The sequence below is a fragment of the Helicobacter ganmani genome, assembly GCF_003364315.1.
GTDB lineage: Bacteria > Campylobacterota > Campylobacteria > Campylobacterales > Helicobacteraceae > Helicobacter_D > Helicobacter_D ganmani.
On the sequence record NZ_NXLS01000003.1, the window covers coordinates 194,868 to 219,928 of the forward strand.

Annotated in this window: 24 protein-coding genes and 1 tRNA gene; 6 read left to right on the forward strand and 19 right to left on the reverse strand. The window is 37.0% G+C overall.

Annotation, left to right across the window (positions count from 1 at the left end; translation table 11 throughout):
• Nucleotides 1-8 precede the first annotated feature (8 nt).
• From CQA43_RS04615 to gpmI, 4 genes are all read right to left on the reverse strand, one after another.
• On the reverse strand, nt 9-1,220 hold the full coding sequence (locus tag CQA43_RS04615) for a ferritin-like domain-containing protein (protein ID WP_115551435.1): 1,212 nt from the start codon (nt 1,218-1,220) through the stop codon (nt 9-11).
• 239 nt (nt 1,221-1,459) lie between these two features.
• A complete protein-coding gene (locus CQA43_RS04620; RefSeq protein ID WP_115551436.1) occupies nt 1,460-2,800 on the reverse strand; it encodes a peptidase U32 family protein in 1,341 nt (446 codons plus the stop codon).
• Nucleotides 2,801-2,803: 3 nt separating this feature from the next.
• Nucleotides 2,804-3,508: a chemotaxis protein gene (locus CQA43_RS04625; protein WP_115551437.1), complete on the reverse strand. Its 705-nt coding sequence runs from the start codon at nt 3,506-3,508 to the stop codon at nt 2,804-2,806.
• Nucleotides 3,509-3,591: 83 nt separating this feature from the next.
• A complete protein-coding gene (gene gpmI / locus CQA43_RS04630; protein ID WP_115551438.1) occupies nt 3,592-5,079 on the reverse strand; it encodes a 2,3-bisphosphoglycerate-independent phosphoglycerate mutase in 1,488 nt (495 codons plus the stop codon).
• A gap of 85 nt (nt 5,080-5,164) precedes the next feature.
• Here gpmI and mraY point away from each other — a divergent pair, with 85 nt between their 5' ends.
• From mraY to CQA43_RS04650, 5 genes are all read left to right on the forward strand, one after another.
• Complete coding sequence (mraY, locus tag CQA43_RS04635; RefSeq protein ID WP_115551439.1) at nt 5,165-6,220, forward strand: phospho-N-acetylmuramoyl-pentapeptide-transferase; 1,056 nt, start codon at nt 5,165-5,167, stop codon at nt 6,218-6,220.
• Between the two features lie 4 nt (nt 6,221-6,224).
• The gene (gene murD / locus CQA43_RS04640; RefSeq protein ID WP_115551440.1) at nt 6,225-7,484 is read left to right on the forward strand and encodes a UDP-N-acetylmuramoyl-L-alanine--D-glutamate ligase; all 1,260 of its coding nucleotides are present in this window, start codon (nt 6,225-6,227) and stop codon (nt 7,482-7,484) included.
• Between the two features lie 327 nt (nt 7,485-7,811).
• Nucleotides 7,812-7,988 carry a hypothetical protein gene (locus tag CQA43_RS09485; protein ID WP_181881624.1) on the forward strand — a complete coding sequence of 59 codons (177 nt, stop codon included), beginning with the start codon at nt 7,812-7,814 and terminating at the stop codon, nt 7,986-7,988.
• A complete protein-coding gene (locus CQA43_RS04645; RefSeq protein ID WP_115551441.1) occupies nt 7,943-8,149 on the forward strand; it encodes a hypothetical protein in 207 nt (68 codons plus the stop codon). Before CQA43_RS09485 ends, CQA43_RS04645 begins: the two co-directional genes overlap by 46 nt.
• A 35-nt stretch (nt 8,150-8,184) precedes the next feature.
• Nucleotides 8,185-8,367, forward strand: coding sequence for a hypothetical protein (locus CQA43_RS04650; protein ID WP_115551442.1), 183 nt, complete (start codon nt 8,185-8,187; stop codon nt 8,365-8,367).
• Nucleotides 8,368-8,372: 5 nt separating this feature from the next.
• On the opposite strand, the gene CQA43_RS04655 is transcribed toward CQA43_RS04650, so the two are convergent.
• The 5 genes from CQA43_RS04655 to CQA43_RS04675 form a co-directional block, all read right to left on the reverse strand.
• Complete coding sequence (locus tag CQA43_RS04655; protein WP_115551443.1) at nt 8,373-9,386, reverse strand: hypothetical protein; 1,014 nt, start codon at nt 9,384-9,386, stop codon at nt 8,373-8,375.
• Between the two features lie 291 nt (nt 9,387-9,677).
• Entirely contained in the window at nt 9,678-9,938 is a 261-nt protein-coding gene (locus CQA43_RS04660) for a cation transporter (protein ID WP_115551444.1), read from the reverse strand.
• Nucleotides 9,931-10,245, reverse strand: coding sequence for an aryl sulfotransferase (locus CQA43_RS04665; protein ID WP_115551445.1), 315 nt, complete (start codon nt 10,243-10,245; stop codon nt 9,931-9,933). Before CQA43_RS04665 ends, CQA43_RS04660 begins: the two co-directional genes overlap by 8 nt.
• A 3-nt stretch (nt 10,246-10,248) precedes the next feature.
• Entirely contained in the window at nt 10,249-11,349 is a 1,101-nt protein-coding gene (locus tag CQA43_RS04670; protein ID WP_115551446.1) for a transglutaminase-like domain-containing protein, read from the reverse strand.
• 323 nt (nt 11,350-11,672) lie between these two features.
• The gene (locus tag CQA43_RS04675) at nt 11,673-13,001 is read right to left on the reverse strand and encodes an aminotransferase class V-fold PLP-dependent enzyme (protein ID WP_115551447.1); all 1,329 of its coding nucleotides are present in this window, start codon (nt 12,999-13,001) and stop codon (nt 11,673-11,675) included.
• 108 nt (nt 13,002-13,109) lie between these two features.
• On the opposite strand from CQA43_RS04675, the gene CQA43_RS04680 reads away from it, so the two are divergent.
• The gene (locus CQA43_RS04680; RefSeq protein WP_115551448.1) at nt 13,110-14,273 is read left to right on the forward strand and encodes a cation:proton antiporter; all 1,164 of its coding nucleotides are present in this window, start codon (nt 13,110-13,112) and stop codon (nt 14,271-14,273) included.
• Nucleotides 14,274-14,277: 4 nt separating this feature from the next.
• Here CQA43_RS04680 and def read toward each other — a convergent pair whose 3' ends face one another.
• The 10 genes from def to CQA43_RS04725 form a co-directional block, all read right to left on the reverse strand.
• Nucleotides 14,278-14,784, reverse strand: a complete 507-nt coding sequence (gene def, locus CQA43_RS04685) for a peptide deformylase (RefSeq protein WP_115551449.1) — start codon at nt 14,782-14,784, stop codon at nt 14,278-14,280.
• The gene (locus CQA43_RS04690; protein ID WP_115551450.1) at nt 14,784-15,899 is read right to left on the reverse strand and encodes a GGDEF domain-containing protein; all 1,116 of its coding nucleotides are present in this window, start codon (nt 15,897-15,899) and stop codon (nt 14,784-14,786) included. The genes def and CQA43_RS04690 overlap by 1 nt, the downstream gene beginning before the upstream one ends.
• 12 nt (nt 15,900-15,911) lie before the next feature.
• Nucleotides 15,912-16,502, reverse strand: a complete 591-nt coding sequence (gene clpP / locus CQA43_RS04695) for an ATP-dependent Clp endopeptidase proteolytic subunit ClpP (RefSeq protein WP_115551451.1) — start codon at nt 16,500-16,502, stop codon at nt 15,912-15,914.
• Nucleotides 16,502-17,803 (reverse strand): trigger factor, encoded by a 1,302-nt coding sequence (gene tig / locus CQA43_RS04700; RefSeq protein WP_115551452.1) that lies wholly within the window; start codon nt 17,801-17,803, stop codon nt 16,502-16,504. The genes clpP and tig overlap by 1 nt, the downstream gene beginning before the upstream one ends.
• A 91-nt stretch (nt 17,804-17,894) precedes the next feature.
• Nucleotides 17,895-21,497, reverse strand: a complete 3,603-nt coding sequence (locus tag CQA43_RS04705) for an FtsK/SpoIIIE family DNA translocase (RefSeq protein ID WP_407918775.1) — start codon at nt 21,495-21,497, stop codon at nt 17,895-17,897.
• Nucleotides 21,498-21,623: 126 nt separating this feature from the next.
• Nucleotides 21,624-21,722: transfer RNA gene (locus tag CQA43_RS09490), tRNA-Sec, on the reverse strand.
• Between the two features lie 95 nt (nt 21,723-21,817).
• Nucleotides 21,818-22,597 carry a histidinol-phosphatase gene (locus tag CQA43_RS04710; RefSeq protein WP_115551453.1) on the reverse strand — a complete coding sequence of 260 codons (780 nt, stop codon included), beginning with the start codon at nt 22,595-22,597 and terminating at the stop codon, nt 21,818-21,820.
• Between the two features lie 42 nt (nt 22,598-22,639).
• Nucleotides 22,640-23,119: a hotdog fold domain-containing protein gene (locus CQA43_RS04715; protein WP_115551454.1), complete on the reverse strand. Its 480-nt coding sequence runs from the start codon at nt 23,117-23,119 to the stop codon at nt 22,640-22,642.
• A gap of 279 nt (nt 23,120-23,398) precedes the next feature.
• Nucleotides 23,399-24,520, reverse strand: coding sequence for a hypothetical protein (locus CQA43_RS04720; RefSeq protein WP_245944216.1), 1,122 nt, complete (start codon nt 24,518-24,520; stop codon nt 23,399-23,401).
• 90 nt (nt 24,521-24,610) lie between these two features.
• The coding region (locus CQA43_RS04725) for a hypothetical protein (protein WP_245944217.1) at nt 24,611-25,061 on the reverse strand (451 nt) is incomplete at its 5' end.

The following is a 25,061-nucleotide window of genomic DNA, read 5'->3' on the forward strand; positions in this document are numbered from 1 at the left end:
TTTTCTCCTTACATAAAATTAGGTGTATGAGCCCTGCTTAAATCAAGGGCAAGTTCCTCATCAATGCCACATTCCACAAGCCGCTTTGTGCGATTTTTCTCCATTTTTTTCTTTAATTCCTGCACCTCCTCAAATCCATTTGAAATTAACACTCTATCCTCACCTCCTCCACGCAATAGAGCCATAGATTCTAAAAGCAGGGAGGATTCGCCACTTTGCGCATCTAAATAATTTTTACGCGCAAAAACGACTTCCTTTAAGGCAGCAATTTTGGCAGGATTTTGTGCTATTGCTTGTTTCACATTATTGATTCCATAGGCAACGTGGCGACTTTCATCTTTTCTTGCTAAAGCAAGTAAATATGCACTCGCCTCATCTCCTAATGCCCTAAAGCTCTCCTCTAAGAATTTCAACAAATCAATAAAAGTCCCTTCCCCCATAATATGCAGCAAAAAGCTAGATTTGAAATAATCTTTCTCATTCCACAGGCTAAAAAGGCTTTGTTGCGTTGTAAGTGTGGAGTATTGCACACCAAGCCCTGTAATATTTGCCCTTTTGATAAAAGATTCTATATGTCGGCTCTCATCACCGATAATAGAGGAGAGTAAAAGCGGAATAGGCGTGAAAAAGGGTGAAATCTGCCCTAAAAATCGTGCGGGGATATACAGAGCTGAAAACTCATTTTCAGTTAAATAAGTCATAATCTGTGCGATTGCAAATTGCAGGGCTGGGCTAAACTCTGGTATTTCTTGCCATTTTATATCTGTAGTGGCATTCCATTGCGACTTTTTAGAATCCTCATAAATTTGCAAAGCATTACTGCTCCAAATATTATTATTAGATTCTATACCAAAATGATAATTTGGACTTGCCAATTCCACTTGCACACCATTTGGAGCTAAACCCTGTGTAGGTGGTGCAATATGGGAAGTGCAATCAAATTTTTGGAATCTTGTGGGGGATTTTTTGCGCAAGATATATATAAAATTCCCTTTAGAATCTGTATTTTGGCTTATTGCGCGCTTTTGTATGAATTCCTCACCCTTAAAAGCACACCACATACTAAGGTCATTTTCTAAATTATCCCAATCACTCACAACTTCTATAATGTCGCCTTTGGAGACAAGTAAAAAAGCATTTTCAAGTCGCATAAAAAAGAGTGTGCTTGCAGGCAATGCGCCCATAAAAATGCAAGATTTCTGGGAATAGTTAGGATTCATAAATAAAACTTTAGTATTGAATTACAACAAGATTTAAGAAGATTTGTTGCCTCTCACACGGAAAGATTGACAATTAAGAAATATAATCATATTTCACTTAAATTTAAATGAAACAAACCATAAAATTGTTCAATAATCAAGATTAAAATCAAATCTTTTACTAGAAATGGATTACTTCGTCGTTTCACTCCTCGCAAGGACGCAAAATCAAAGTGCCGATAGTGTCTAGCAGGCAAATTCTAAAGCCTTTGACGCAAAAAGCTAAAAGGCGGGAGCGCAAAAGGCAAGATAAAGGCATTTTCATTGCCACTATGGATAGATTCTAATTCCTTGCCATTAACTAATAGAATCTTAAAAAGACGCAGGTATTTTTTGCCATTCTTTTCAAAAATCTCTCCGATGTCATTTTTACCCAAACAAACAGAATCCAAATGCGCACTTACAATTTCCTTAGGTTCATTGGGGCGAATCGTATGCCGACAAAGCGCGCTCTTGCCCTCTTCGCTCACCTCTGCATTGACTTGATAGCTCCCCTCGCTAATTGCACTCCAATGATTCTGCGTATTAAGTCGCTCAAAAGGACGATGAATTAAATAACCCTCACTAAAACCGCGATTTTTTAAGGTTCCTAGCTCCTCTTTATAGCGCGATTCCACAAAGTCGCCTTGCGCATAATCCTCCAAAGCACGCCGATAAGCTAGTGTTGTAATGCCCGCATAATAACTTGACTTCGTGCGTCCCTCAATTTTAAGCGAATCTATCACACCGCTTTCTAAAATCATCGGGATATGTGCAATTAAATTCAAATCTTTTGCGTTAAAAATATGCGTCCCCACGCCCTCTTCTTCCTCCAAGCGCATTGTGATTCCATTGTCAGGATTCCGCGCATAAATCTCTTTGCCACTAAATCGCACCAACTCATCGGTTTTTTCATTGCGCACATAATATTCATAATCAAACCGACAATCATTCGCGCAACTCCCACGATTTGGCACGCGACCATTTTGCAAAGCCGAGATTAGACAACGTCCCGAAAACGCAAAACACATAGAACCATGCACAAAAATTTCTAATTCTAAATCAGGCAGGGCTTTTTTAATCCCTATTGCGTCTTTTAGGCTTAATTCTCTTGCTGCAATAATACGCTTCACACCCAATTCATAAAACACTTCCGCGTCTAACACATTTAAAACATTCGCTTGCGTAGAAAGATGAATCGGAATCTCTGGCGCAATTTGATGAGACAATTTAACTACTCCGGGTGTTGCAACGATGAAGCCATCAGGCTTTAAAGAAGCCATTTTTTGAATATGTGATTCCAATAATTTTAATTGAGAATTAAAGGGAAATCCATTAATTGTTACATAAATCTTTTTGCCTCGTGCGTGCGTGTATTCTACTCCCTCGCGGAAAGATTCAAAGTCAAATTCCTTTCCTGAACGATTCCGCAAGGAAAAATGGCTCACGCCACCATAAACAGCATCTGCCCCATATTCCAAAGCAATTTTCAGTTTTTTAAGATTCCCAGCAGGAGAGAGAAGTTCTGGAATCTTTGGAGGTTTAAAAGTAGAATCTTGCATTCATTACTTGCCAAAATTTGCAATCAGAGCTTCAATATCATTTTCATTGACAACATTTTCTGTTTTATCCCCTTGAATATGCACTGCGGAGCTTACGCGTTTGCTATCGTCAATTTTACCCTCAAAGAGTGAGCTCATATATCTTGCAAGCGCACGCATAATGTTAATAACGCGTTCAATTTTTTGACGATGAATATCTTGATACTGCATAGCTTCCATTGCTTCTAGTGAAATATTTGAGATTTCCTGCAAACAATCAGATACCTTTTGCACATCTGTTTTGACTTTGGTTACTGCTTCTAACTGCTCATTAAAGGTATGAAAATCCGGAAATTTGACATGAAGCTTTTGTAAAAGTTCCTCTTGAGAAGTGATAAATTGTTGAATCTCACCAAATGCGTCCTCAATGTCTGCGTCTAAGTTATTAATTTTCTCTAGCTTATCAAACATCTCTGTAGCTTTGATTTCCGAATCTCGCGTTACATCATCTAATTGATGCACTACCTTATGCTCTGCTGTTGGTGGAGGTGGAGGCCAACTTACATCTTGCTCAATAGAAAAATCATCTGCTTTTGCTTCGCTTTTAATTGTTGGGTCTTCCAAAGTAGAATTTTCTAAAGATTCCTCTTGATTCTCTTGCTCTTGACTTCCTTGCGCAATATCGTCCATATCACTACCCAATAGTGAATCCAATTCCTCTTGTGTCATTCTAAAACCTTGAAGTAAGTTAAAATATTGCTTGTAATTATACGATTAATTTTTATAATTTTGTTTAAACGCAAGCAATTCCTTTAAAAAAGTGGCTTATCCATTTCCTTTGGAATCGCAATTTCCATAAGTTTTAAAATACTTGGCGCAATATTGTTTAATCCACCATTTTGCACAGATTCTACTCCTTTTGCCATTACAAAGCACCACACATCACCAATCGTGTGGTTTGTCAAAGGTTCGCCCTTTTCATCTTTCATTTCTTCACAATTTCCATGGTCGCTCGTAATAATTAATCCATAATCCTTTTCCTTTGCTTTTGAGCAGATTCTACCCAATTCATTATCTACCGCTTCTACTGCGGCAATCGCCGCTTCATAATTCCCTGTATGTCCTACCATATCGCCATTGGCAAAATTCACTACAACAAAATCATATCCCTCTTCCATTGCCATTAAAACGGCATCACCTACTTCCTTGGCACTCATTTGAGGCTGTAAATCATAAGTCGCAACCTTTGGAGAGGGCACAAGCAGACGCGTTTCATTGGGATAAGGCTCTTCAATCCCCCCATTAAAAAAGAAAGTTACGTGGGCGTATTTTTCTGTTTCTGCAGTATGAAATTGTCGCAAATGATGATTGGAAATCACTTCGGCTAGAGTATTTTGAACATTTTCTTTGGGAAAAAGAATCGGAAAGGAAAAAGATTTATCATAAGGAGTCATCGTAACAAGTGGAATCTCTACAAAACTTTTGCGCACAAATGCGTTAAAGCTTGCATTTCCTAGTGCATTGACAATTTCTCGCGCCCTATCACTACGAAAATTTACAAAAATCAAGCCATCGCTTGCTTGGATTTTATTTGGAGAATCTTCTGTGAAATCCTTACAAAAACTTGCAGGCAAGATAAATTCGTCAAAAATACCCTCCTTAAATTGTGATTGCAAATATTCTTGCGGGGTAAGCGTCTGCGTATTTTCGCCTAGTGCGATAACATTATAAGCCTTTTCTACGCGCTCCCAACGATTGTCCCTATCCATTGCATAATAGCGTCCGCTAAGGCTTGCAATTCGAATCCTTTTACCTTCAATTTGCGATTCTACCTCACGCACAAACTTTGGTGCGCTTTTGGGTGGCACATCACGTCCATCAGTAATCAAATGCAACAACACTTCATATTGCGATTCTAAGCCTAACGCAAGAGCTAAAATATGCTGAATATGTGAATGCACACCACCATCACTTAACAATCCCACCAAATGCACACGTTTGCAATTTTTAAGACAATTTAGAGCAGGATTTTGCATTAAAGTATTTTCGTGGATTGCCTTGTTGATTTTGACTAAATCTTGATAGAGAATCCTCCCACTACCCAAGCTCATATGCCCTACTTCAGAATTTCCCATTTGCCCCTCTGGCAAGCCAACAGACAATCCATAAGTGTGAATCATTCCAAAGGGAACTTCTTGAAACAATTTGTCATAAGTTGGCTTTTTTGCCGCAAAAAATGCGTTATATTCTTGCTTTTTACTATACCCGATTCCATCTGTGATAACCAAAACAGCTTTCATTATAGATTTTCCCAAATTTTAAAGTTATTTTAGGTAGAATCCTATCTAATTTTTCTTAAAATTTCATCTAGTTAAGTTTGGGCTTATGTTATATTATCTTTATTCTTTGTTTGACATCAATCTTTTTCAATATATTACCGTGCGTTCTGCAATTGCGTTTTTTATAGCTCTTTTGCTCACAATCTTTGCAATGCCCTATTATATTTTATGGGCAAATCAACACGCATTCCAACCGATTTCGCAATTTGCCCCCAAAAACCACCAACAAAAAATCCATACTCCCACAATGGGTGGAATCGTATTTGTCTGCACAACTTTGCTTTCAACTCTGCTTTGTGCCAAACTCAATCATATCTATATCTTGCTTGGAATCGCAACTTTGCTTTGCTTTGCAATGCTTGGAATCAGCGACGATTATTCTAAAATAACACAACGCAAAAACGCCGGAATGAGTGCAAAAACTAAGTTTTTGTTGCAGATTGTCATTAGTCTTATCCTCTCGTGCGGATTGTATCTAGTTGGCTTAAATTCGGAATTTTATTTACCCTTTTTCAAGAATCCTTTGTTTGATTGGAATCTTCTTGGAATCTTGTTTTGGACACTTGTTTTTATTGCTACAAGCAATGCAGTCAATCTTACGGACGGACTAGATGGACTTGTTGCGATTCCATCTATTTATGCGCTGACTTCTCTTAGCGTGTTTGTCTATGTCGCAGGACATTCGGGCTTAAGTGCTTATTTGCTTTATCCCAAAGTCTTAGATAGCAGTGAGCTTGTGATTCTCTCCTCTGCACTAATTGGCGCACTGATTGGATTCCTTTGGTATAACTGCCACCCTGCGCAAGTCTTTATGGGAGATAGTGGCTCTCTAAGCTTGGGTGGTTTTATCGCTTATATGGCGATTGTGTCCAAGAATGAGATTCTACTTTTCCTTATTGGATTTATTTTCGTTGTGGAAGCACTATCGGTAATTTTACAGATTGGAAGCTATAAAACGCGTGGTAAAAAGATTTTTTTAATGGCACCCTTACATCATCACTTTGAGGAAAAAGGCTTGAATGAGAGCAAAATCATCGTGCGATTCTGGATTGTCGCTCTGATGAGTAATCTCATTGCTCTTTTAACTTTGAAAATAAGGTAAATTTATGTTAATACTTTTAGGATTTGGGGGAACGAATCGCGCAATTGCAGAATCTTTTTCGCCTTGTATTGCACTAGATGATAGTTTCACGCAAAAAAGTCAAGATGCTTTGGGCAATCTCTTGCTTCCAAGCGAAAGTCTAAGCGAAGTCTTGGTGCAGAATCCTGAAGCTTCCATTATCACAAGCCCCGGGATTCCACCTAGTAATGCGATGATTGTAACCGCATTGGATTTTGTTGCGACACACCCTAAAGCACGACTTTTAAGCGAATATGACTTTTTTGCGCCCACAATGCCTCCCTCTGTGTGGATTAGCGGCACAAATGGCAAAACCACTACCACGCAAATGCTTACACATTTGCTACAATCTTTTGGTGCGCAAAGCGGAGGTAATATCGGCACACCTTTAGCAAAACTTGATACAAATGCACCCTTTTGGATACTTGAGACTAGCTCTTTTACCCTCCATTATACGCAGATTGCCAAACCTATTTTATATTTGCTTTTGCCGATTACGCAAGACCATATTAGCTGGCACGGAAGCTATGAAAACTATATTACAGACAAACTCAAACCCATTTTATTTTTGAGAGAAAAAGAAGTTGCGATTCTACCCAAAAGTTTGGAATCGCATTCTTTTTGCAAGCAATCCCTTGCAAATCTTATCTTTTATCAAGATTCACAGGATTTAGCAAATATTTTTCGCCTAAATTTAAGTGCGATTGCCTTTAAAGAACCCTTCTTGTTGGACGCTACGCTTGCGATGAGCGCAAGTGAGATTTTGTTTTCTACTCAAGACTATACACTTTTAAACTCCTTTAAAATTGGTGCGCATAAAATAGAGGAATTTTACGACAAGGCAGGGAATCTTTGGGTAGATGATAGCAAAGGAACGAATCTGGACGCGACAATGGAAGCCATTAAATACTATCAGGGGTTAAAAATATTATTGATTCTCGGGGGAGATGACAAAGGGGTGGATTTAACCCCACTTTTTGGACTTATTTCGCAATGCCAAATTGAAATTTTTGCGATTGGTAGCAATACGGATAAACTCTGCGCACTCGCAAAATCCGCAAATACCCCCTGCTACGCCTGTCATACTTTAGAAGTTGCTGTGCGCCAAATCAAAGAAATTTTTGCGACACAAAGCCTTAAAGCACGAAATTATGTCGCATTACTCTCTCCTGCTGCGGCAAGTTTAGACCAATTTAGCTCCTATAAAGAACGAGGAGAAAAATTCAAAGCTTACGCATTAGAATAATAATTGCGTGTTGCGTTATCTATAGCTTTGCAAAATAAAATCTTGCGATGGAATCTTTTTTGATTGCCTACATAAGGTAGAATCTGCGAGCAATTTTGACACGCTTTTGCTTGCCAACCCCACAGAATCACAAACTTCCCCTCAAGAAGAATCTTTTATCCCGCTAAATGAAATTGCTTTGAATCCCAAACTCCAACACAAGATTTAAAGTTTTTTGCCTTCTCGCACTCTAGCGAGTTTTTAAAATCCCCAGACAAAGCAAAGCTCGCTTCAGAGGAACTCAATCCCCTCTCCTATCCGCGCAGTATCTCTGTCATCAGCGAACTAATGAACGAGAAGTTAGAGGAATTGTATGCGACAACAAAAGACCCAAATGACCCAAAATTGCATTTGCTCTTAGACCGCGCTCAAGCAGTATGGGAAAGTGCAAGTAACTTTAGAACAGCAGCACGAAAGGAGTGGCTTGGATTAATGCGTTTTTCTCTACATTTGAAGCGGATTTAAGCACGAGAGAGAAAAATCCGATTTTTGAACACGCAAATATTATCGAAACCTATTGGCACATTCAAAGCGGCGGAGAGGACGGCAAAATCATTCTAGAAAATGAAATGGTTTATCAAGAATATTTTGATGAGGAGACGCCTAATATTTTGGCTTTACTCTGATAACGCAAAATTTTGTTTATGCTTATAGAGAGGAAGTGCTAAAATATGGCACGACACAAGCTGTTTTGCAGGTTTATGAAAAATCTGCAAATGCAGATTCTGGCATACAAAGCAACATAATTGCACATTGTAGCTATCAAATGCAAAAATCATTGGATTTCCACGAACAAAATCTCAAGCTCATTGGTGAAGCAAGTCGTATAGAAAAAAGGGCTTAAGGACTTTAGGATTTAAATTTATTTTGGAATCTCGTAGGAAACACGATTAACACTTGAAATTCAATCTTTATTTCCGCATTTTCTGTGCTTTTAAGCAATGAGGGAAGCAAATCATAATCCAAAATATTTGGTTGTGGAGGTTGCCAAGAGATTTTGTAACCGCCCTTTTCCATAGAATTTGGTTGCAAATAAAACGACAATACCTTTGCGATAGAATCCACTATTGTTTCTTGCTCTTTTTGTGAAAATTTTTCCACAAGAGGAACAAAAAAGCCAAATCCTATAAGCTCTACTTGATGAATCCTAAAAGCATTAATGTTTTGTTCTATTTCTTTTAAGCATTTCGTTTCTATTTCACCATTTTTAGTGGAATCCTTGATGATTTTTGGCAAAGTAGATAAATAATTTATAAAGAGATTTTCCAAATCCTTAGATTCTGCTTGAATGCCGTATTCTGATAGAATCTCTATAATCCTTGATTCGTTAGAATCCAAAAACAAGGGATTATTGAAGCTCTCTTTTTTTGTGTAGAATTGATAGACTTTGTCCATCGTTTCTTTTAAAAGTTTTGGATTCTCTTTGTGGAGTTGCAACATTTGTTTATTCATTTGCAAATAAATAAAATCTTGCGCCTCTTGTGCTTCTTGCTGTGTGATAGACAAATACGCATAATGCTTTATTTTTCTCTCTATTTGTCTTAGAAATTCGCTTTGCTCCATTAGGAATTTTGAATGATTTATGCGTTGAATGCGCCGATAAAATTGGCTAAATTTAAAAATTTCTAGCAAAATATTTTCTTCGCTTAAACTAGATTCTTGACTTTTAGAATGCGAAAAAGTGCTTGAAATTGTAAGATTTGCATTGTGGATAGAGGGCGAGTGAAAAAGCAAAGTTTGCAAAATCCAATCCATTGTGTTTTTATTCACAAGGACATTGGGAGATTTTTCTATTTTAAGTTTTGGAGAGAGATTCTGATAATGTTGGGGATTGCAACTTGCAAAAGAATCAAAAGTCAGCATAATTATCCTTCTATTTGTTTCCTACAAATTTTCCACTCCATTACTTTTGACATAAGCAAATATCATACCAAAATCTTCATTCTATTGGCACAATTATTCTTGTGGATTTGATTTTTTACCCACAGATTTACTTTATTCCTGCTAATAAGGATTCTAAAATTAGGCAGCATAAACCTTATAGAGCAAGTAAATCAACTAAATATAAGCGCACAAATTTTACAATGGAATCTTAAGGGACGAGTTCTTTTATTTGGATTGCTCCACTGCGTTCGTGAGGACGCAATGGCTAGATTAATCAACAAACACTCCATTATAACCCGTCGTTGCAACAGCTTCTAGGAGTTTTTCTTTTGGAATATTGTCCCTGCATTCTACTTTGGCAATTTTATCTTTCAAGGAGGCTTTTGCACTTGTAACTCCCTCCACTTTTAAGAGTGCTTTTCTCACCATTGCCGTGCAAAGCGGGCAGTGCATACCCTCCACATAAATTTTATATTCTCCTCCAAACATCAATCCGCCACATAATAACAATAAAAACAAAGCTTTATTCATAAAACCAACCTAAAATTTCTGGATAAAACAAAATGCAGAACAAAACCAACAGCCAAAAAAAGCCACTCACGCTCTTTTTTCTTTTGCAAGTTTTTGCACAATCGCATTTCAAAATTCCAAAATAAAAATACAAGACAAAACACAAGCAAGATAACACACTCAAAATCAAACGATAAGGAGCAAGAAACTCCACGCCTGCGATTCCAAACGAGAATCCAAACAACAGAAAAAGGAGTGCGGGTAAGCAACAAATGCTCGCCAACACCCCTAGGCTAAACGAAACAATTAAGCCAATCTTTGCTTTCATTGGTTATTTTTCAACAGAAATGTAAGAATAAGAAAAACCTTTTGCGTCATAATAATCCAACACATTTTCCTCTACTTCGCCATAAGGATAACCAAAGTTATTTAGCGGTGTTTCCGCAGGTATAGGTGTCAGGATAAAATCTCTTGCGGTATTGTAACCCAACCAACACATTTCCCAACTTCCAAAGAGATATTCGCGCAATTTTTTGATTTTTTGGTCTTCATTGCTCAAGTTTTCACTCAACCTTACTTTTGCAACATCACCTGGGTCGCAAGGAATCCAACCATAACCTCTGACATAAAATTCTGCGCGGCAGTGTTGCCCACTAGTGATATTTGCAACTTTATCTTTCGCGCTTCCCATTGCGTTAGAAAAACTTGATTGCCCAAGCCGAATCCCAAAAATTTCCCTTGCAGGAATCCCAATGCTTCTACAAAGCGCAACAAAAACCGAGCTAATATCCGTGCATTTGCCATATAGCTTTTTAGATTCTAAAATTGCCTTTGCATCGCCCACACCGCAACCCAAAATACTTTCGTCGCGTTGCATATTTGTCGCAACCCATTCAAAAATTGCTTTTGCTTTTTGGCAATCATTTGCATTTTGTGCTTTGGCATTTTTTAAGATTTCTTTTGCGGTTGTTTTTACGATTCCATCAGTTTGGATATGTTCAGTTGCCACCAAATAAGGCTTAACCTCTTGTGGAATCTTAGCGTTTTTGTTGAATTTTGCCTGCACTTCTTCAAAGTCTGTCGTGCGCTCATAAGTCGTAATATCAAACTTGATTTCCAAATTTGGACTTTTGACTTTGTCAAATTCTGCAAAAAGCGTTGGAATCTGCGTATTGCTAATATACGCATTGGTGTAATTCCCGCTCAACGCAAGATTACTAGTCAAAAATTGATAGGGCGTTGATGAAGGAAGCGGAATCCAAAGCTTACATTTTCCAGATTCCAAAATATTATGCTTGAAAGTTACAGAAAATTCTCTTTTTCTCTGATGTTTTTGACTTTGCTTGGTGTTTTGGGATTTATTTTCTGCTAGAAGCGGGAAGCAACCCAAAGCACCTATTCCTGCCAACTTAAAAAGAGTTCGTCTTTCCATTTTTATCCTTTGAATTAAAAGTGTAAGCTTATATTTTATCCAATCCCATTACAATAGAATCTTAAAGGCGAGATTTTAGACTATGGATTGCTTCCGCTCTCACTATATTTGTTTCTAGCAAAAATGATATGGGGAGTTTCCTTGCGGAACTCTAAACTTTGAAGCAAATCTTTGATAAAACTTTCATCGCAATGAATAAGGCAAGAAATTGATTCAAGATTTGAAGCGCAAAGTAAGAATTATCAAAGAAAAACCACCCCAAAACTGCCCTAGCACTCCAACAAAAACCCATAAAAAATGAAAGAAATCTTTTCATTTTGCTTTCAAACCGAATGAAGGATTTGCTTCAACGCCTCTAAAAGCCGATTGATTTCCTCTTGCGTATGCGTATAATGCACATTTAGGCGCACCCAACCGGGCTTTTGGATAAAAAAGGCATTATCCTCCAATCCCAACAAATCGTGTCCATAAGGTCCAGCACAAGCACAACCTGCGCGAGTGAGAATCCCATATTCTTTGGACAATTGAAGTGAGACTTCAAAGGGTGAGATTCCGCGAATATTAAACGAAAAAATTCCCAAAGCATTATGTTCTAAATTACCATAAGTTATTATCTTGGGTTCATTTTCTAAAAATTCCCGCAATGTGCGGATATAAGGAATCTTTGCTTGTTGTATCCATTCTTGCCCAATCTCCTCCCGCAAAGCATAGCCAAAATAGCTTCGTAAAAACTCTAAAATACCGGGCGTTCCTGCCTCCTCTCTTCTTTGCTCTTGTGCATAATATTGTGCGCTTGTGCGAGAAACATAACCAACAATACCCCCACCACAAAAAGTTGGTGGCAAAGTTTTATCAATCAAGGCACGAGAAATGATTAAGATTCCACTTCCACCAATACCCCCCAAAAGTTTATGAGGAGAAAGAAAAGCTACATCATAAAAACTTGGTGGAATATCCAAATAAGGTGAGGTAGTCGCACAATCAAAACATACGATTCCGCCAAAGGAACGAATCAAATGAGAAATTTCCGCAAAGGGTGCTAAGATTCCACTTACATTGGAACCCAAAGCAAAAGAACCGATGATTTTACGCCCGACATTTGCACTTAAAATATTCTTTAAAGCCTCCAAATCCACCAATCCTTGCGTATTCAATCCTATACGCACAACTTCGCACAATCCCTCTCTGAAACTTAACTCATTGCTGTGGTGTTCATAAGGTCCAACAATCACGAGCGGAAAAGAAGATTTATCACGCAAGGAATCCACTCCCAAAATTTGCTTTGTTCTGGGTGGAATATAAATCCCTAAGAGTTCTTGAAACTTTTTGATTGCAGCAGTTGAACCAAAGCCACAAGAGATTAAAGCAAAATTAGAATCAAGTTTAAAGATTTGCTTTAATCTTTCCCTCGCCTCCTCATATAAGGAGCTGATTAATTCTGCGTGGGAATTACTCTCGGAATGCGTATTGGCATAAAAGGGCAAAATCTTGTTCATTCGCGATTCTACGCATTTCGCTGCTAGCCCGCTCGCAGTCCAATCAAAATGATGGAATCCACTTTGCAAAATACACTCTTGTGATAAAATCTCACATTTGCGCCCTCTATCACTAGGCAAAGATTCCAAAAGCGGGGCGAAAAAATCTTGAATCATTGTTTAAGATTCCTAAATAAAATTGTTTTGGAGCGCATTTTACCACAGATTTATGGCAATTTACCCTAAAGTAAGTTATACTTTTAATTTTGGAGTTTAAGCCCTATTATGGAAAACATTATTACTTTTGGTATTATTGCAGTTTTGATTGTCATCGCACCTTTTCTTAGCTCGCTTTTACGCTTGCCTCTTGTGGTTACAGAGATTCTACTTGGTGCGCTTGCTTTTCATTTTGGACTTTTTTCACATTCCGAATCCCTAAGCTTTATTGCACACATTGGCTTTTTATTTTTGATGTTTCTATGTGGCTTAGAAGTGGATTTGAAAACCTTTACAAAACTCGGAATAGACTTCCTAAAATCTGCTTTTTTATATTTCTTAATTCTCTATGGTGTCGCTTGCTTGTATGTGCTTAATGCTGGGCTATCTAAGTTTTATATTGCTGCCTTGCCTGTAATGAGTTTGGGTATGATTATGGCATTACTCAAAGAATACCCCAAAAATACATCTTGGCTACAACTTGCTTTAAATGTTGGAATCTTGGGTGAGCTGATTAGCATTGTTGTGCTTGTAGTGCTCAATGGTGCATATTCCTATGGATTAAATTGGGAATTATATCGGACATTGCTCGTTTTGTTTATTTTTTTAAGCGTCATTGTGGGTATGTTCAAGGTTGCAGACATTATGTTTTGGTGGTTTCCTACTTTGAAATTTTTTCTGATTCCAAAAAATGCAAGCAAAAATCAAGACATTCGCTTTAGCGCAATGCTGTTTTTAATTCTAATTGGAATCTCACAGATTCTAGGGCTAGAACGCGTGCTTGGGGCATTTTTAGCAGGTATGATTTTAGCGACTTATTTTCATCATCACAAAGGCTTGATAGACAAATTAAACGATTTTGGTTTTGGATTCTTTATTCCTTTATTTTTTATTTTCGTTGGCTCTACATTGGATTTGAATCTGATTACACAAAACCGACAACTCTTGTCGCTGACATTGAGCATTATTCTTGTTATGGTTATTTTACGCTTATTGGGGGCTTTCGTTGCATATAGAAAATACTTTGGGGATATAAAACAAACAATCTTATTTGCCTTTAGCCACTCTATGCCTTTAACCTTCCTCGTCGCAACAGCGCAACTTGGTTTGCAATTCAATGCAATTGATACACACGAATATTATGCTTTTATTCTTGCGGCTCTTTTGGAGGGAATCTTTTTGACGATTTGTATCAAGCTTTTGGATAACTATCAAGCTAAACCACATTTGTAAAATTCTAAAATTTATGCTTTTGCTTCAAGCCTTTTTCAAATTTTTTGCGCTTGACGATAGAGAGTTTATCAATAAATAAAACACCATTTAAGTGGTCAATCTCGTGCTGAAAAGCAACGGCTAAATAATCTTGTGCAACAATTTCTTGCGGTTTGCCAAATCTATCTTGATAAACAACTTTAATTGTATTGGCGCGTTTAATGTCTTCATAAAACTCTGGTACACTCAAACAACCTTCACTAAATACAATTTCTCCATCTTTTTCTACAATTTCGGGATTGATGACTTCTAGCAAATCTTCTTTATGTTGATTTCCTTCTTCATCAGGAATACAAATCAACAAAGCGCGAATAGGTTTAGCAACCTGAATCGCAGAGATTCCAACGCCGTTTTTAGCGAGCATAATTTCATACATTTCATCTAAAAGCAAATGGAGTTTTGAATCGAAAGATTCCACAGGTTTTGAAATCTGTCGTAAAATTGAATTAGGGTAAGTGATAACCTCAAGCATTAATGCTTTTTCTCCTTCCCTTCTCCCGCCACGACAAAGGAAACATTACTACTAGAAGCCTTTTTTAGAGCCTCTAAGGCATTTTTGAAAACATCTTTTCCCCTAGAACTTCCATTAATTTCAGCGATTCCAGTGCAAACACTAAGAGAGATTTCCTCTTCTCCTAAAAAAATATTCGTAGTAGAGACTTTTTCAATCAAACGATTTGCAAATCGCTTCGCAGCTTCTCTATCACTATGGCTAAGTAGGATTCCAAAAATATCTGAACCGCAATAAGCAAGTACATCACTTTTGTTTGCGATTTTTTGCAAAATTTTAGAAATCGCACGACTGATAAGTGTGGAATTTTTATCTGAAGTAATGCGTCGGGCAAGACTTTTGGTAATCTGAATCAAAATTAATGAGGATTTATGATTTTCTGTGTGGATAGATTCCAATTCAGCAAGCAGTCTAATATCCAAAAAATTACGATTATAAAGCCCATATTTCTCATCGCAAATAATATTGTTTGCAATACTTTCAATCGCCTGCATACTTCTATCATAAGAGACTTTAATATTCTGAAGCTGCACTTTTGTTGTCTCACCTAACGATTTCAATTCTTTTTCAAAAACGGTGATAATATTTTGCAAAGCAATCGCATTATTGGTTGCGCCTATTTCGCTTTCATGTTTTTTAAGGATATTTTGTAAAAATTGAAGATTTTTATAAGCTGTGCCAACCTGTTGTAGAGTATTAACCATATGGTTTTTAGCTCTTAAAACCTTATCTTCTAACAAAGCTTGTCTCTCCGTAGGCGTCAAATCAAGACTAATAAATTGTGTTGCATTATCTTTAAATTGCTGTGTTTTATCTTCAAGTAGTTTTTCAAAATAGATTCTATAATTATAGGGTGTTGGGGCAATACCATTTGCGCTCAATGTGCGGATAATCTGCGCCCCATAATCCTCTAATGTATTGGATTCCGTTGAACCCGTATTTACAGATTCTCCGGGCGTGGAATCAGAATCTAATCCAAATGATGAAAAAGATGATGCGTTATTAGCTGGAGCCTCCTCTATACCCTCTGTTTCAAAACTTTGCAAACCTTCAAACGAATCAAAATCGTCTTTCATGGACTACCCCCTTTACTTTAAACTTTTGGTTAAAACATTATCAATCAATCCATATTCTTGCGCTTCGTGAGCACTTAAATAAAAGTCTCTATCCGTATCTTTGGCAATTTTTTCTAATGGTTGATTAGTATTAGCTGCCAAGATTTCGTTTAAACTAGCCTTTAAACGCAAAATCTCTTTCGCTTGAATTTCAATTTCTGTGGCTTGTCCTTGCGCTCCTCCCAAAGGCTGATGAATCATAATGCGAGAATTAGGGAGAGAATAACGTTTGCCTTTTGTCCCACAACTTAGCAAAAATGCTCCCATACTTGCTGCTTGACCGATACAAATCGTGCTAATGTCGGGTTTAACATAATTCATTGTATCATAAATACTCAAACCACTCGTTACCACTCCACCTGGTGAATTAATATACAGATAAATATCTTTTTCTGGATCTTCAGCCTCCAAAAATAAGAGTTGCGCAACAATAGAAGAGGCTACACCATCATCAATTTGCCCGCTTAACAAAATGATTCTATCTTTTAAAAGCCTAGAATAAATATCATACGCACGCTCCCCGCGCCCTGATTTTTCTATAACTGTCGGCACATAATAACTCATTACGCCCTCTTGTCTAATAAAGCAGTAAGCACTCTATCCTCTAGCATTGCCATTTTCACTGCTGGGATTAAATTATTATTTTTGTAATATTCAAAAATTGCTTTTGGGTCTTGGCGCATTGCCATTGCTTCATAATAAATAGTATTAATCACTTCATTGTCTGGAATCTCTATTTTATCTCGTTTTGCAATTGCATCAATGATAAAGGTTACACGAACGCTTTTTTCCGCATTCTCTCTTTGCTCTTCGCGTTTAGCTTTGAGTGTTTCAGGCTCTTTTGCAAGCTTTTGCTGTTCCTCTTGAGATAAAGACATCAAGCTATTTCTAAAAAGCAAATCTATTTCTTGATGCACAATAGATTTTGGTAAATCAAACACAATGTTTTTATTAAGATTCTCAATCAGAATTTCCTTTAATTTATTGTTATAAAGCTCCTGTTTTTTTTCATTTTGGAGCTGCGTTTTGATTTTTTCTTTCAATGTTTCAACATTTGCGTCTTTGTCGTCTGGCAAAAGTGTCTTAGCAAAATTGTCATCAATTTCAATCTTTCCTTTTGTTTGAATCTCTAGCAATTTTACTTTAAAAACCGCTGGTTTTCCCGCTAAGTGTTTAGCTTGATAATTTTCTGGAAAAGCTACATTAATCTCTTTTTCTTCGCCTTTTTTCATACCAATTAATTGCTCCTCAAAGCCCTCAATAAAAGACTTGCTACCAATTTGCAATAAGTAATTCTCTGCTTTACCACCCTCAAAAGCCTTACCCTCTATAAAGCCCTCAAAGTTGATTTTTGCATATTCTCCATCTTTTAACTTGCGTCTTCCATCTTCAATTCCCACAAGAGGTGCCCTAGCATTCGCAATTTCTTCAAGCCGTTTCGCAATGTCTTCTGATGTAACTTCTGGAATCTTGACTTCCGGAATACATTCCTCTAATTTATCAAGCGAAATGCTTGGTGTTAGGCTAACTTCTATCTCAAGCTCAATGCCTTCCTCTTTTTGATCAAATTTCGTAATACGCGGGTCGCCAATTAGCGCATTTGCCTCTACTTGTAATTCCTTTAAAATATCTTGCAAAAGGTCTTGTACACATTCTCTTTGTGCATCTTCTTCTAGTTGTTTGCCATAACGTTGCTTCACTGCACTTGCTGGCACATGCCCCTTACGAAATCCATCAATTTTGAGATTTTTACTAGCAGCTTTTGTTATTTTGTCTAATTTTTGATTTAATCTATCCACAGGAATCGTGGCTTGTGCAACTGCATTTGCACTATCAATACTTTGGACTTTTAGAGTTGAATTCATTTCTTTGTATGCTCCGAATTTAATGTGTAGTTTTTAATTTTATCAAAACTTGTCTTAAACTACAACTTTAAATTATAAAATCTACACGAAATTAATTACCCAAGATTTCACGCACCCCTTTTGAATTAGGTTCGCTCAAAAATCCTCGTGCCTGCATTTGCTCAATAATATTTGCTGCCTTATTATACCCAATCCCAAGTCTTCGTTGAATATAACTAATAGAAGTTTTGCCATCACTTAAAATAATGCGTTTGGCTTCCTCATAAAGCTCATCTGTCTCGCCCTCTACGCGTAAGCCCAAGATTTCATCTTCATTGGGCATAAAGTTTTCATCGTATTGCGGAGGACATTGGGATTTGATAAATTCTACGATTTTTTCAATCTCTGTTTCTGTGCTCCAAGGAGCGTGCAAACGCACGATTCCACCGCCCGGTGGCGTGAAAAGCATATCTCCTCGTCCAAGCAAAGATTCTGCGCCAAAACTATCCAAAATCACTTTAGAATCAATTTTTTGTCCCACTTTGTAACTAATGCGTGAGGGCAAATTGGCTTTAATTAATCCTGTTACAACATCAACACTCGGACGTTGTGTTGCAACAATCAAATGGATTCCGCTTGCTCTTGCCATTTGAGCCAAACGCGAAATAGAAACCTCTGCTTCCTTGCCTCCGCTCATCATCAAATCCGCTAATTCATCAATAATTACCACAATATAAGGAAAAGGCTCAAAGCCTTCAATTTCAGCTTTTTGGTTGTAACCCTCAATGTTTTTAATCCTTGCTTCACTCATCAGCGTATATCTTCGTTCCATTTCTTTTACGGTGTTATCCAAAGCAATAATTGCCTTTTTGGGTTGCGTGATGACGGGAGTTAGCAAATGTGGAATGTCATTATAAATGCTAAACTCTAACATTTTTGGGTCTATCATAATAAGCTTCAGTTGCGCAGGAGAGTTTTTATAAAGCAAGGATAAAATCATCGCATTAATCCCCACACTTTTACCGCTTCCTGTCGTCCCTGCAATCAACAAATGAGGAAGTTTTTTAAGGTCTGTTACAAAAGGGTTTCCTACAATGTCTTTACCCAAAGCAAGAGTTAAAGGCGAGGTAGAGTTTGCAAACAAATCATTTTCTAAAATCTCTCGCAAATAAATTGTTTCAATCTGATTGTTTGGAATCTCAATTCCCACAACATCTTTTCCCGGCACAGGTGCTTGAATCCGAATCGTTTTCGCACGCAATGCCATTGCTAAATCATCTTGCAAAGTCAAAATGCGCGAAACTTTGACATTTGGACTTGGACGAAACTCAAAAGTTGTAACAATGGGTCCAGAATAAGTCCTAACAATATCCCCTTCAATCTTAAACATTCGCAATTTGCTTAACAAATCATTGATTTTTCGGTCAATCTCTCCCTCATCAATCTCAATGCGCTCCTCTTTTGGAGCTTGCAAAAATTCTAATTTAGGCAAGACAAAATCTTGCGATTCTACAATCTGTGGTATATCTGCAACTCCTAATATGCTTAAAGTCTCCTTGTTTTCTAAAACCAACTTCCTTGATAATTCAGAATCCTTTGTTTGCTGTGGAGATTCTTGTGTTGTAGCCTGCACAAAGGGCGCACAAGATTCTGCTTGAGAGGATTGTGTTTCAAAAGATTCCTTTTGTTCTTCTTTGTTTTGCATTTCTTTGTTGGTTTTAGGGGCATTAAACAAGCTAATCACTTCGGAAGTGGAAGATTCTACTTTGGGTGGCACTGCTTGCAAAGTCGGATTCGCCCTTGCTTGCGATTCTACCTCTAAATCTTTTCCTGCTTCATTATCAAAACGATAGCCATAAGTCGGGAGGGGATTTGCCGTAAAGGTTGGCGTATAATTCAACACTTCCTTGGCGTCTTGCATTTTTTCAACTACCTCATAGATTCCTTGCGATTTCTCCAAATCTCCTAGAGATTCTGTCGGTTGTTTCTGTCTTGCTGAATCCAAGATGCCATTATGTTCTTGGTTTTCTTGAAATTGTGGCTTGGGAGATTCCGCATTTTCTTTTGTTGTTTCCCGTGCGGATTCCTCCAAACCCCGATTAGAAACAAGCGCATTGGGGGAATTTTGAGATTCCATAAATTCCTGAATCACTTGCTTAATAATATGATTGAGTGCAGCGGGTTCTGTTTGTGGAGGTATTGCATTTTCATGCGTGCTTGGTGAATTTTTGCCTGATTGCAACTCTTGAGAAATCTGTTGGATTTCTTCGGGCTTGATTGGGTGTGTGCTTTTGATTTTGTCATAATAAAAAATTGTGCTAGGCTCATCGTCGGATTGCGATTCTTTACTATGTGACAAATCCCGAAAAGAATCTCCATTGTGGAAGCTCTTTTGCACAAGATAATCCTGTGTACCAACTGGGTCTTTATCATAATATGCACTAAAGGGCGTCGCGGCATAAAGATTTTTGGGATAAGCCTTAATTGGCTTTGGCTTAGTTGCTTCCGCAGGTATAGAATCCTGCGAAATTGGATTGCCTTGCGGTGTAGAAAAATCTCGTGATTCCTCCATAAAATCTAGTGTTGTTTCTCTTTGGGCAAAAGTCGGCGTGGGTGTTTGTAAAACCTGATTTTGCGTGTTTGTGCATTCCTCTTTTTTGATAAGCCTTATCACTTCTTCTTTGGGTTCTTCCTCTGGATATAAATGGCTTTTCTCAAAACGTTTGAAGTTTTCTAAACTTGCCATAGATTCCAACTGAAACTGCATTGCATTAAAGCCTTGCTGTTCAGCTTCTTTTGAACTCACAATGCGAATTTGTGGAATCTCATTTTGTTCTTTAGAGTAATTTTCTAAAGGATTGTCTTCTCTTGTTGGCAACTCTACATTCTGTCTTAACTCATCAATTTCAGCCTCAAAAGATTGCTCTTTGCTGAAATTCTCGTGCGATTCACTTTCTGATGTCTCTTGCATTTCTTGAGATTCTTCTTCAGTATCATCTTGAAAGTTGAAAGCTGCACTTGTAGGAGGAGGCGGATTGTTTTTACTCTGCTCAATCAATTCTTCTAAAGTTAATGCGCGAGGGGTAGAAGGGGCTTTTGTAAAAAACAAAGAAGAATGCTTAGAGGTTTCTTGTGCTGGATTATTTTGCGTATTTTGAGTGTCCTTCTCCTGCGGAGAAAGGGAAAAAATAGAATGTTTAGAATCCTTTTTGTCCATTTGGCTTGGCGGCGTAAAAAATGCTTTGATTTTTGAAGCAAGATTTTTGAGATTCTTTTTGCTTTTAATGATTTTTTCTGTTGGCACTTGACTTTGCCTTAAATCCTCTTTCAAATCTTGCACAAATATTTTTCCCAATTCTTTAGGAGACTTGCCGCTATACAAAACAACGCTAAAGGCAAAGCAAAGTAAAACCAACACAAAAACACCCAAATGTGTAATAAGTGGCGAAAGCACACTATTAAACGCAACGCCCAAAATCCCAGCGTGCGCAAAAAACAAGCCTTGCAACACAAGAAGTGCAAAAACTCCGATGATAACACCAAGCGTTTTTTCTAAAAATCGGTTGTTTTTAAAATCAAAAGAATCTTTTACTTGATAGACAAAAAATGCAGCAACAAAAAGCCAAATATAGCCCAAATACCCAAAAAGCCAAAATTGAATTTGAGCAAGTGGCTTTAAAAATCCAAAAGGCTCTAAAATACCTAGAACTGTCAAGATTCCAAATATTAGCAAGAGGGAAGCAATGCGTATTTGGTAGGAAGTTTTATTCTTTAAAAATTGTGCCAATGGGGTTTTAAAAAAATTCGTTTTGATAGTAATTCCTTAAAATATCTTAAAAAGTGGCGAGAGGGTGAGAGAATCGAACTCCCCAGCAAATAGACACCTATCCACTCAAATGGGTTTGAAGCCCACGATGCCCACCAGCGACATATACCCTCCAAAGTCTCCAAACTTAAAGCTATTATTAAAGTAAAAAGAGATGAGAATTTAGCGCAATTTTACTTAATTTTTATTGAGTTTCTTAAATTTTCAAACTAAAATTCTACCAACTCTCGCTCTCTGTTGCGATAGAGGGCGCACTTTGTGTAACCTACTTGCTTGGCAAGTGATACCAACTCTGAATGTTTGAAGCCAATTTGCTCTACCGCGTGGGCGTCGCTCCCAAAACAAATTGGAATCTCTAAGGAATAAGCAATTTGCAAAATCTCTTCGCTTGGGTATTGCTCTTGAACTTGTTTGCGGAATCCTGCTGCGTTAATCTCTATACACATATTGGCTTCTTTCACAGCCTTGAGCGCAGATTCTATTTGTGGGCGCAAATCCTTTGTTGGGCGATAATTAAAGACTTTTAACAAATCCATATGCGCCAAAATGTCAAACTTTCCGCTTTTTGCTAGCATTTCTGTGGCTTTATAATATTCACTCCAACAATCATTAATATCGCGTCTTGCATATTCGCGGATAAACTCGGGGTTATCAAACCCCCAATCGCCCAGAAAATGCACCGCTCCGATTCTATAATCTAGTGGAAAATCAAACAATCTTTCCTCTGCAAAAGAGGGCAAAAAATCAATCTCTAGCGCAGTTAAGATTTCAATTTGCCCTTTGTATTTTTCTTTTAATCGCGCAATTTCATCAAAATAAAAGGGTAAATCCTTAAAATCCATTCTATATTGTTCATCAAAAGCCATCGGATTGTGGCAAGAAAATCCAAAAACATCAATTTTTTCTTCTATTGCTCGGAGGACATATTCCTCCATTGTGCCTGTCGCGTGGTTACAAAGGCTTGTGTGATTGTGCAAATCTACCCGCATAAACTCCCTTTATTTACGATTCTTTGTCGTGATTCTTTGGACTTAGCCCATTTTCTTTTCCATTTCTTTAGTAATATGCAAACTTAAAACATGCTTATCAAACACCGCAATATAAAACATCGCGTCAAAAATCTTAATATCTAACACAAATCCTTCTACCTTGACTTCGCGCTTTTTCGTATCTTCTTGCAAGGTTTCTCCGCGAAACAAGACTTCGTTGCCCAACTCAATAGGTGCTAGAAACTTCACTTCTGCACCAATCACGATTCCATTGGGATTATTCACCGCCAATAACGCACAATAAGCAGCACTAGAAAACAAATTTCCCGAATGGATTAATCCTTGCTTATCCACCACCATTTTGCTACTTGTCTCCAAAAGAACAGAGGATTTACCATATTTTTGCTCCTTGATTGTGCCATTATTCAAATCAATATTCAAGCAAGATTTTTGCAAGACCGCATCGGCGTCTGGTTTGTTTAAAAAATCTTCTTCTTCAGACTTTATAAAATCCTCGTCCATTGCACTCTCCTTAGAAAAATTCTCAAATTATAACATATCTAAGCATAATCAAGATACTTCAGACAATAAAGGCTTTTTGCTTCATTATTTGCCAAAAAACCTCTCATTAGGAAACTTTAAATCTTACAAAAATTGTTGTCGGATTACATTTTGATTGTGGAGTTCTTGGAGGGATTAAACGCGAAAGCCAAAAGTTAAATGAATGCAACAAAGCACAAGGATAAGAATACGCAAGAGAGTCCTTGAATAAGGGATTAAATATTTTTGTAGATTGTATCCTTATTCTCCTTGATTCTTCTTATTTTCTTTAGATTCTTTTAGCAGTGTTTGTATTATGGAATCGCTTGAAGAATCTGTTTGGATTGAAGTATTCTTGGAGATTCCATAAGCATTATAAGCTTGTTTGGTTTTTAATTCTTGATTTTCTTTTTCTAGTTTATCTCTTTGATTAAGTATATCAAAAATGCTTTGGGTGGCATCAAAGCTAGAGGCAAGGAAATCATTAGAGGAAAATTGCGAAGCAATAGAGATTTTAGAGCCGTTTAGATAAGCATTGAATAAGGTGCTATTGCCATCCCAAGAAATAGTGTAATTATCAACTTTAAAAGAGCTTCCAATATTGCCACTCTGTGAGCCTAGATAAATAACGCTAGTTTGCAAATCTTGATAAATCTTACTTTCTTTGTCTTTGGATATAAATTCAAAATCACTAGCCATAGTAAAAAAATCTCGCAAGTAATAAGATATTAAACTGGCTTCTACAGTATAATCTCTCAAAAAACCTTGCTCTTCATTAATTTTTGAAAGCTTATCAATTTCTTCTAAAGTTTGTGTTTGGGGACCATTATTTTTTGTAAAAAGTTTATGATAAAATTCCTCACTTGTAGCATATTCTTGGCTGTTTTGCCCTTGTTTTAAGAGGTTTAATAGTTTTTGTTTATTGTTGTTAAAATTATTAATAGAATCTTGTGCAAATGAAAAAATTCCAAGTAAATTTCTAAATTCCTCGCTATCTGGCTGTTTATTATAAGCAACACTTAAAACTTCCTCTGCTTCTTGCATAAGGGATTGTATTGATTGTTGAGCCTTTGCTTCTGAGGGAATTAGTCCATTATATGTTTCAAGAAATTCAAGATGATTTTGTGATAGATTCTGTAATTTTTCTATATTGTCAATATTTTGATGATAAGAATGGCTTATATAAGCTGGTAATTCCTCTTTGTTAGCAAGAATCTCATATATTGTTTGCTTGGTGTCTTTTTCTACATTATTTTGTTTGCTATGCGATAAATCTTCTATGGTATTGAAATCTTGATTTATGGATTGTGTAGAATCTTTGCAACTAGTATTATAATGGGAATTGGAATAAAGGCTTAGATAATTTGAGTTGTTAATTTGCATAGCTTACCTTTGTGATGATTGCTTTGCAGTTTGTTTGCAATTCTATATTCAATCATTTTTATAAAAAGGTAAGCAAAAACCATACCAAAATTATTTGAAATATTTGATATTAATTTTATCCTGTCTTATCCAGCTTCCAACTGCATTATAATTTTTAATCCTGTCTATTACATTATTTTGAAAATCTAAAGTTTTAACATTGCTAGAATTATATTTATTAATTTTTACTACCTCTGATGTAACCTTATTAGTTTTGAAATTATAGGTTGCGGCGATAGCTGCGTAATAATCTGAACCAAGATTAAAATAAGCAGAATCTCCAGCTTCCAATTCTACTTGGTAATACGCAGTATAATAAATATTGTTTCCAAAATTATCTACAACTCCATATTGTTTTTTAATTACTTGTTGCGCATACGCTCCCCCCACAACCTGCCTCATTTCCTCCTCATTTAAGACTTTCACACCTGCACTTTGTTCGTTAAATTCTCCATTAGTTGCAAGGGCAATGAAATCTACTTCAGCAAAGAGTGTGCTTGAG

What these genes read in the sequence shown, in the direction of transcription:
- CQA43_RS04670 (WP_115551446.1), bottom strand. Translation starts at nt 11,349, where the DNA reads ATGGAAAGACGAACTCTTTTTAAGTTGGCAGGAATAGGTGCTTTGGGT.
- CQA43_RS04710 (WP_115551453.1), bottom strand. Translation starts at nt 22,597, where the DNA reads ATGCGGGTAGATTTGCACAATCACACAAGCCTTTGTAACCACGCGACA.
- CQA43_RS04690 (WP_115551450.1), bottom strand. Translation starts at nt 15,899, where the DNA reads ATGAAAGACGATTTTGATTCGTTTGAAGGTTTGCAAAGTTTTGAAACA.
- CQA43_RS04655 (WP_115551443.1), bottom strand. Translation starts at nt 9,386, where the DNA reads ATGCTGACTTTTGATTCTTTTGCAAGTTGCAATCCCCAACATTATCAG.
- CQA43_RS04675 (WP_115551447.1), bottom strand. Translation starts at nt 13,001, where the DNA reads ATGATTCAAGATTTTTTCGCCCCGCTTTTGGAATCTTTGCCTAGTGAT.
- clpP (WP_115551451.1), bottom strand. Translation starts at nt 16,502, where the DNA reads ATGAGTTATTATGTGCCGACAGTTATAGAAAAATCAGGGCGCGGGGAG.
- CQA43_RS04625 (WP_115551437.1), bottom strand. Translation starts at nt 3,508, where the DNA reads ATGACACAAGAGGAATTGGATTCACTATTGGGTAGTGATATGGACGAT.
- tig (WP_115551452.1), bottom strand. Translation starts at nt 17,803, where the DNA reads ATGAATTCAACTCTAAAAGTCCAAAGTATTGATAGTGCAAATGCAGTT.
- CQA43_RS09485 (WP_181881624.1), top strand. Translation starts at nt 7,812, where the DNA reads ATGAACGAGAAGTTAGAGGAATTGTATGCGACAACAAAAGACCCAAAT.
- murD (WP_115551440.1), top strand. Translation starts at nt 6,225, where the DNA reads ATGTTAATACTTTTAGGATTTGGGGGAACGAATCGCGCAATTGCAGAA.
- CQA43_RS04720 (WP_245944216.1), bottom strand. Translation starts at nt 24,520, where the DNA reads ATGCAAATTAACAACTCAAATTATCTAAGCCTTTATTCCAATTCCCAT.
- CQA43_RS04660 (WP_115551444.1), bottom strand. Translation starts at nt 9,938, where the DNA reads ATGAATAAAGCTTTGTTTTTATTGTTATTATGTGGCGGATTGATGTTT.
- CQA43_RS04665 (WP_115551445.1), bottom strand. Translation starts at nt 10,245, where the DNA reads ATGAAAGCAAAGATTGGCTTAATTGTTTCGTTTAGCCTAGGGGTGTTG.
- mraY (WP_115551439.1), top strand. Translation starts at nt 5,165, where the DNA reads ATGTTATATTATCTTTATTCTTTGTTTGACATCAATCTTTTTCAATAT.
- def (WP_115551449.1), bottom strand. Translation starts at nt 14,784, where the DNA reads ATGCTTGAGGTTATCACTTACCCTAATTCAATTTTACGACAGATTTCA.
- gpmI (WP_115551438.1), bottom strand. Translation starts at nt 5,079, where the DNA reads ATGAAAGCTGTTTTGGTTATCACAGATGGAATCGGGTATAGTAAAAAG.
- CQA43_RS04715 (WP_115551454.1), bottom strand. Translation starts at nt 23,119, where the DNA reads ATGGACGAGGATTTTATAAAGTCTGAAGAAGAAGATTTTTTAAACAAA.
- CQA43_RS04680 (WP_115551448.1), top strand. Translation starts at nt 13,110, where the DNA reads ATGGAAAACATTATTACTTTTGGTATTATTGCAGTTTTGATTGTCATC.
- CQA43_RS04620 (WP_115551436.1), bottom strand. Translation starts at nt 2,800, where the DNA reads ATGCAAGATTCTACTTTTAAACCTCCAAAGATTCCAGAACTTCTCTCT.
- CQA43_RS04615 (WP_115551435.1), bottom strand. Translation starts at nt 1,220, where the DNA reads ATGAATCCTAACTATTCCCAGAAATCTTGCATTTTTATGGGCGCATTG.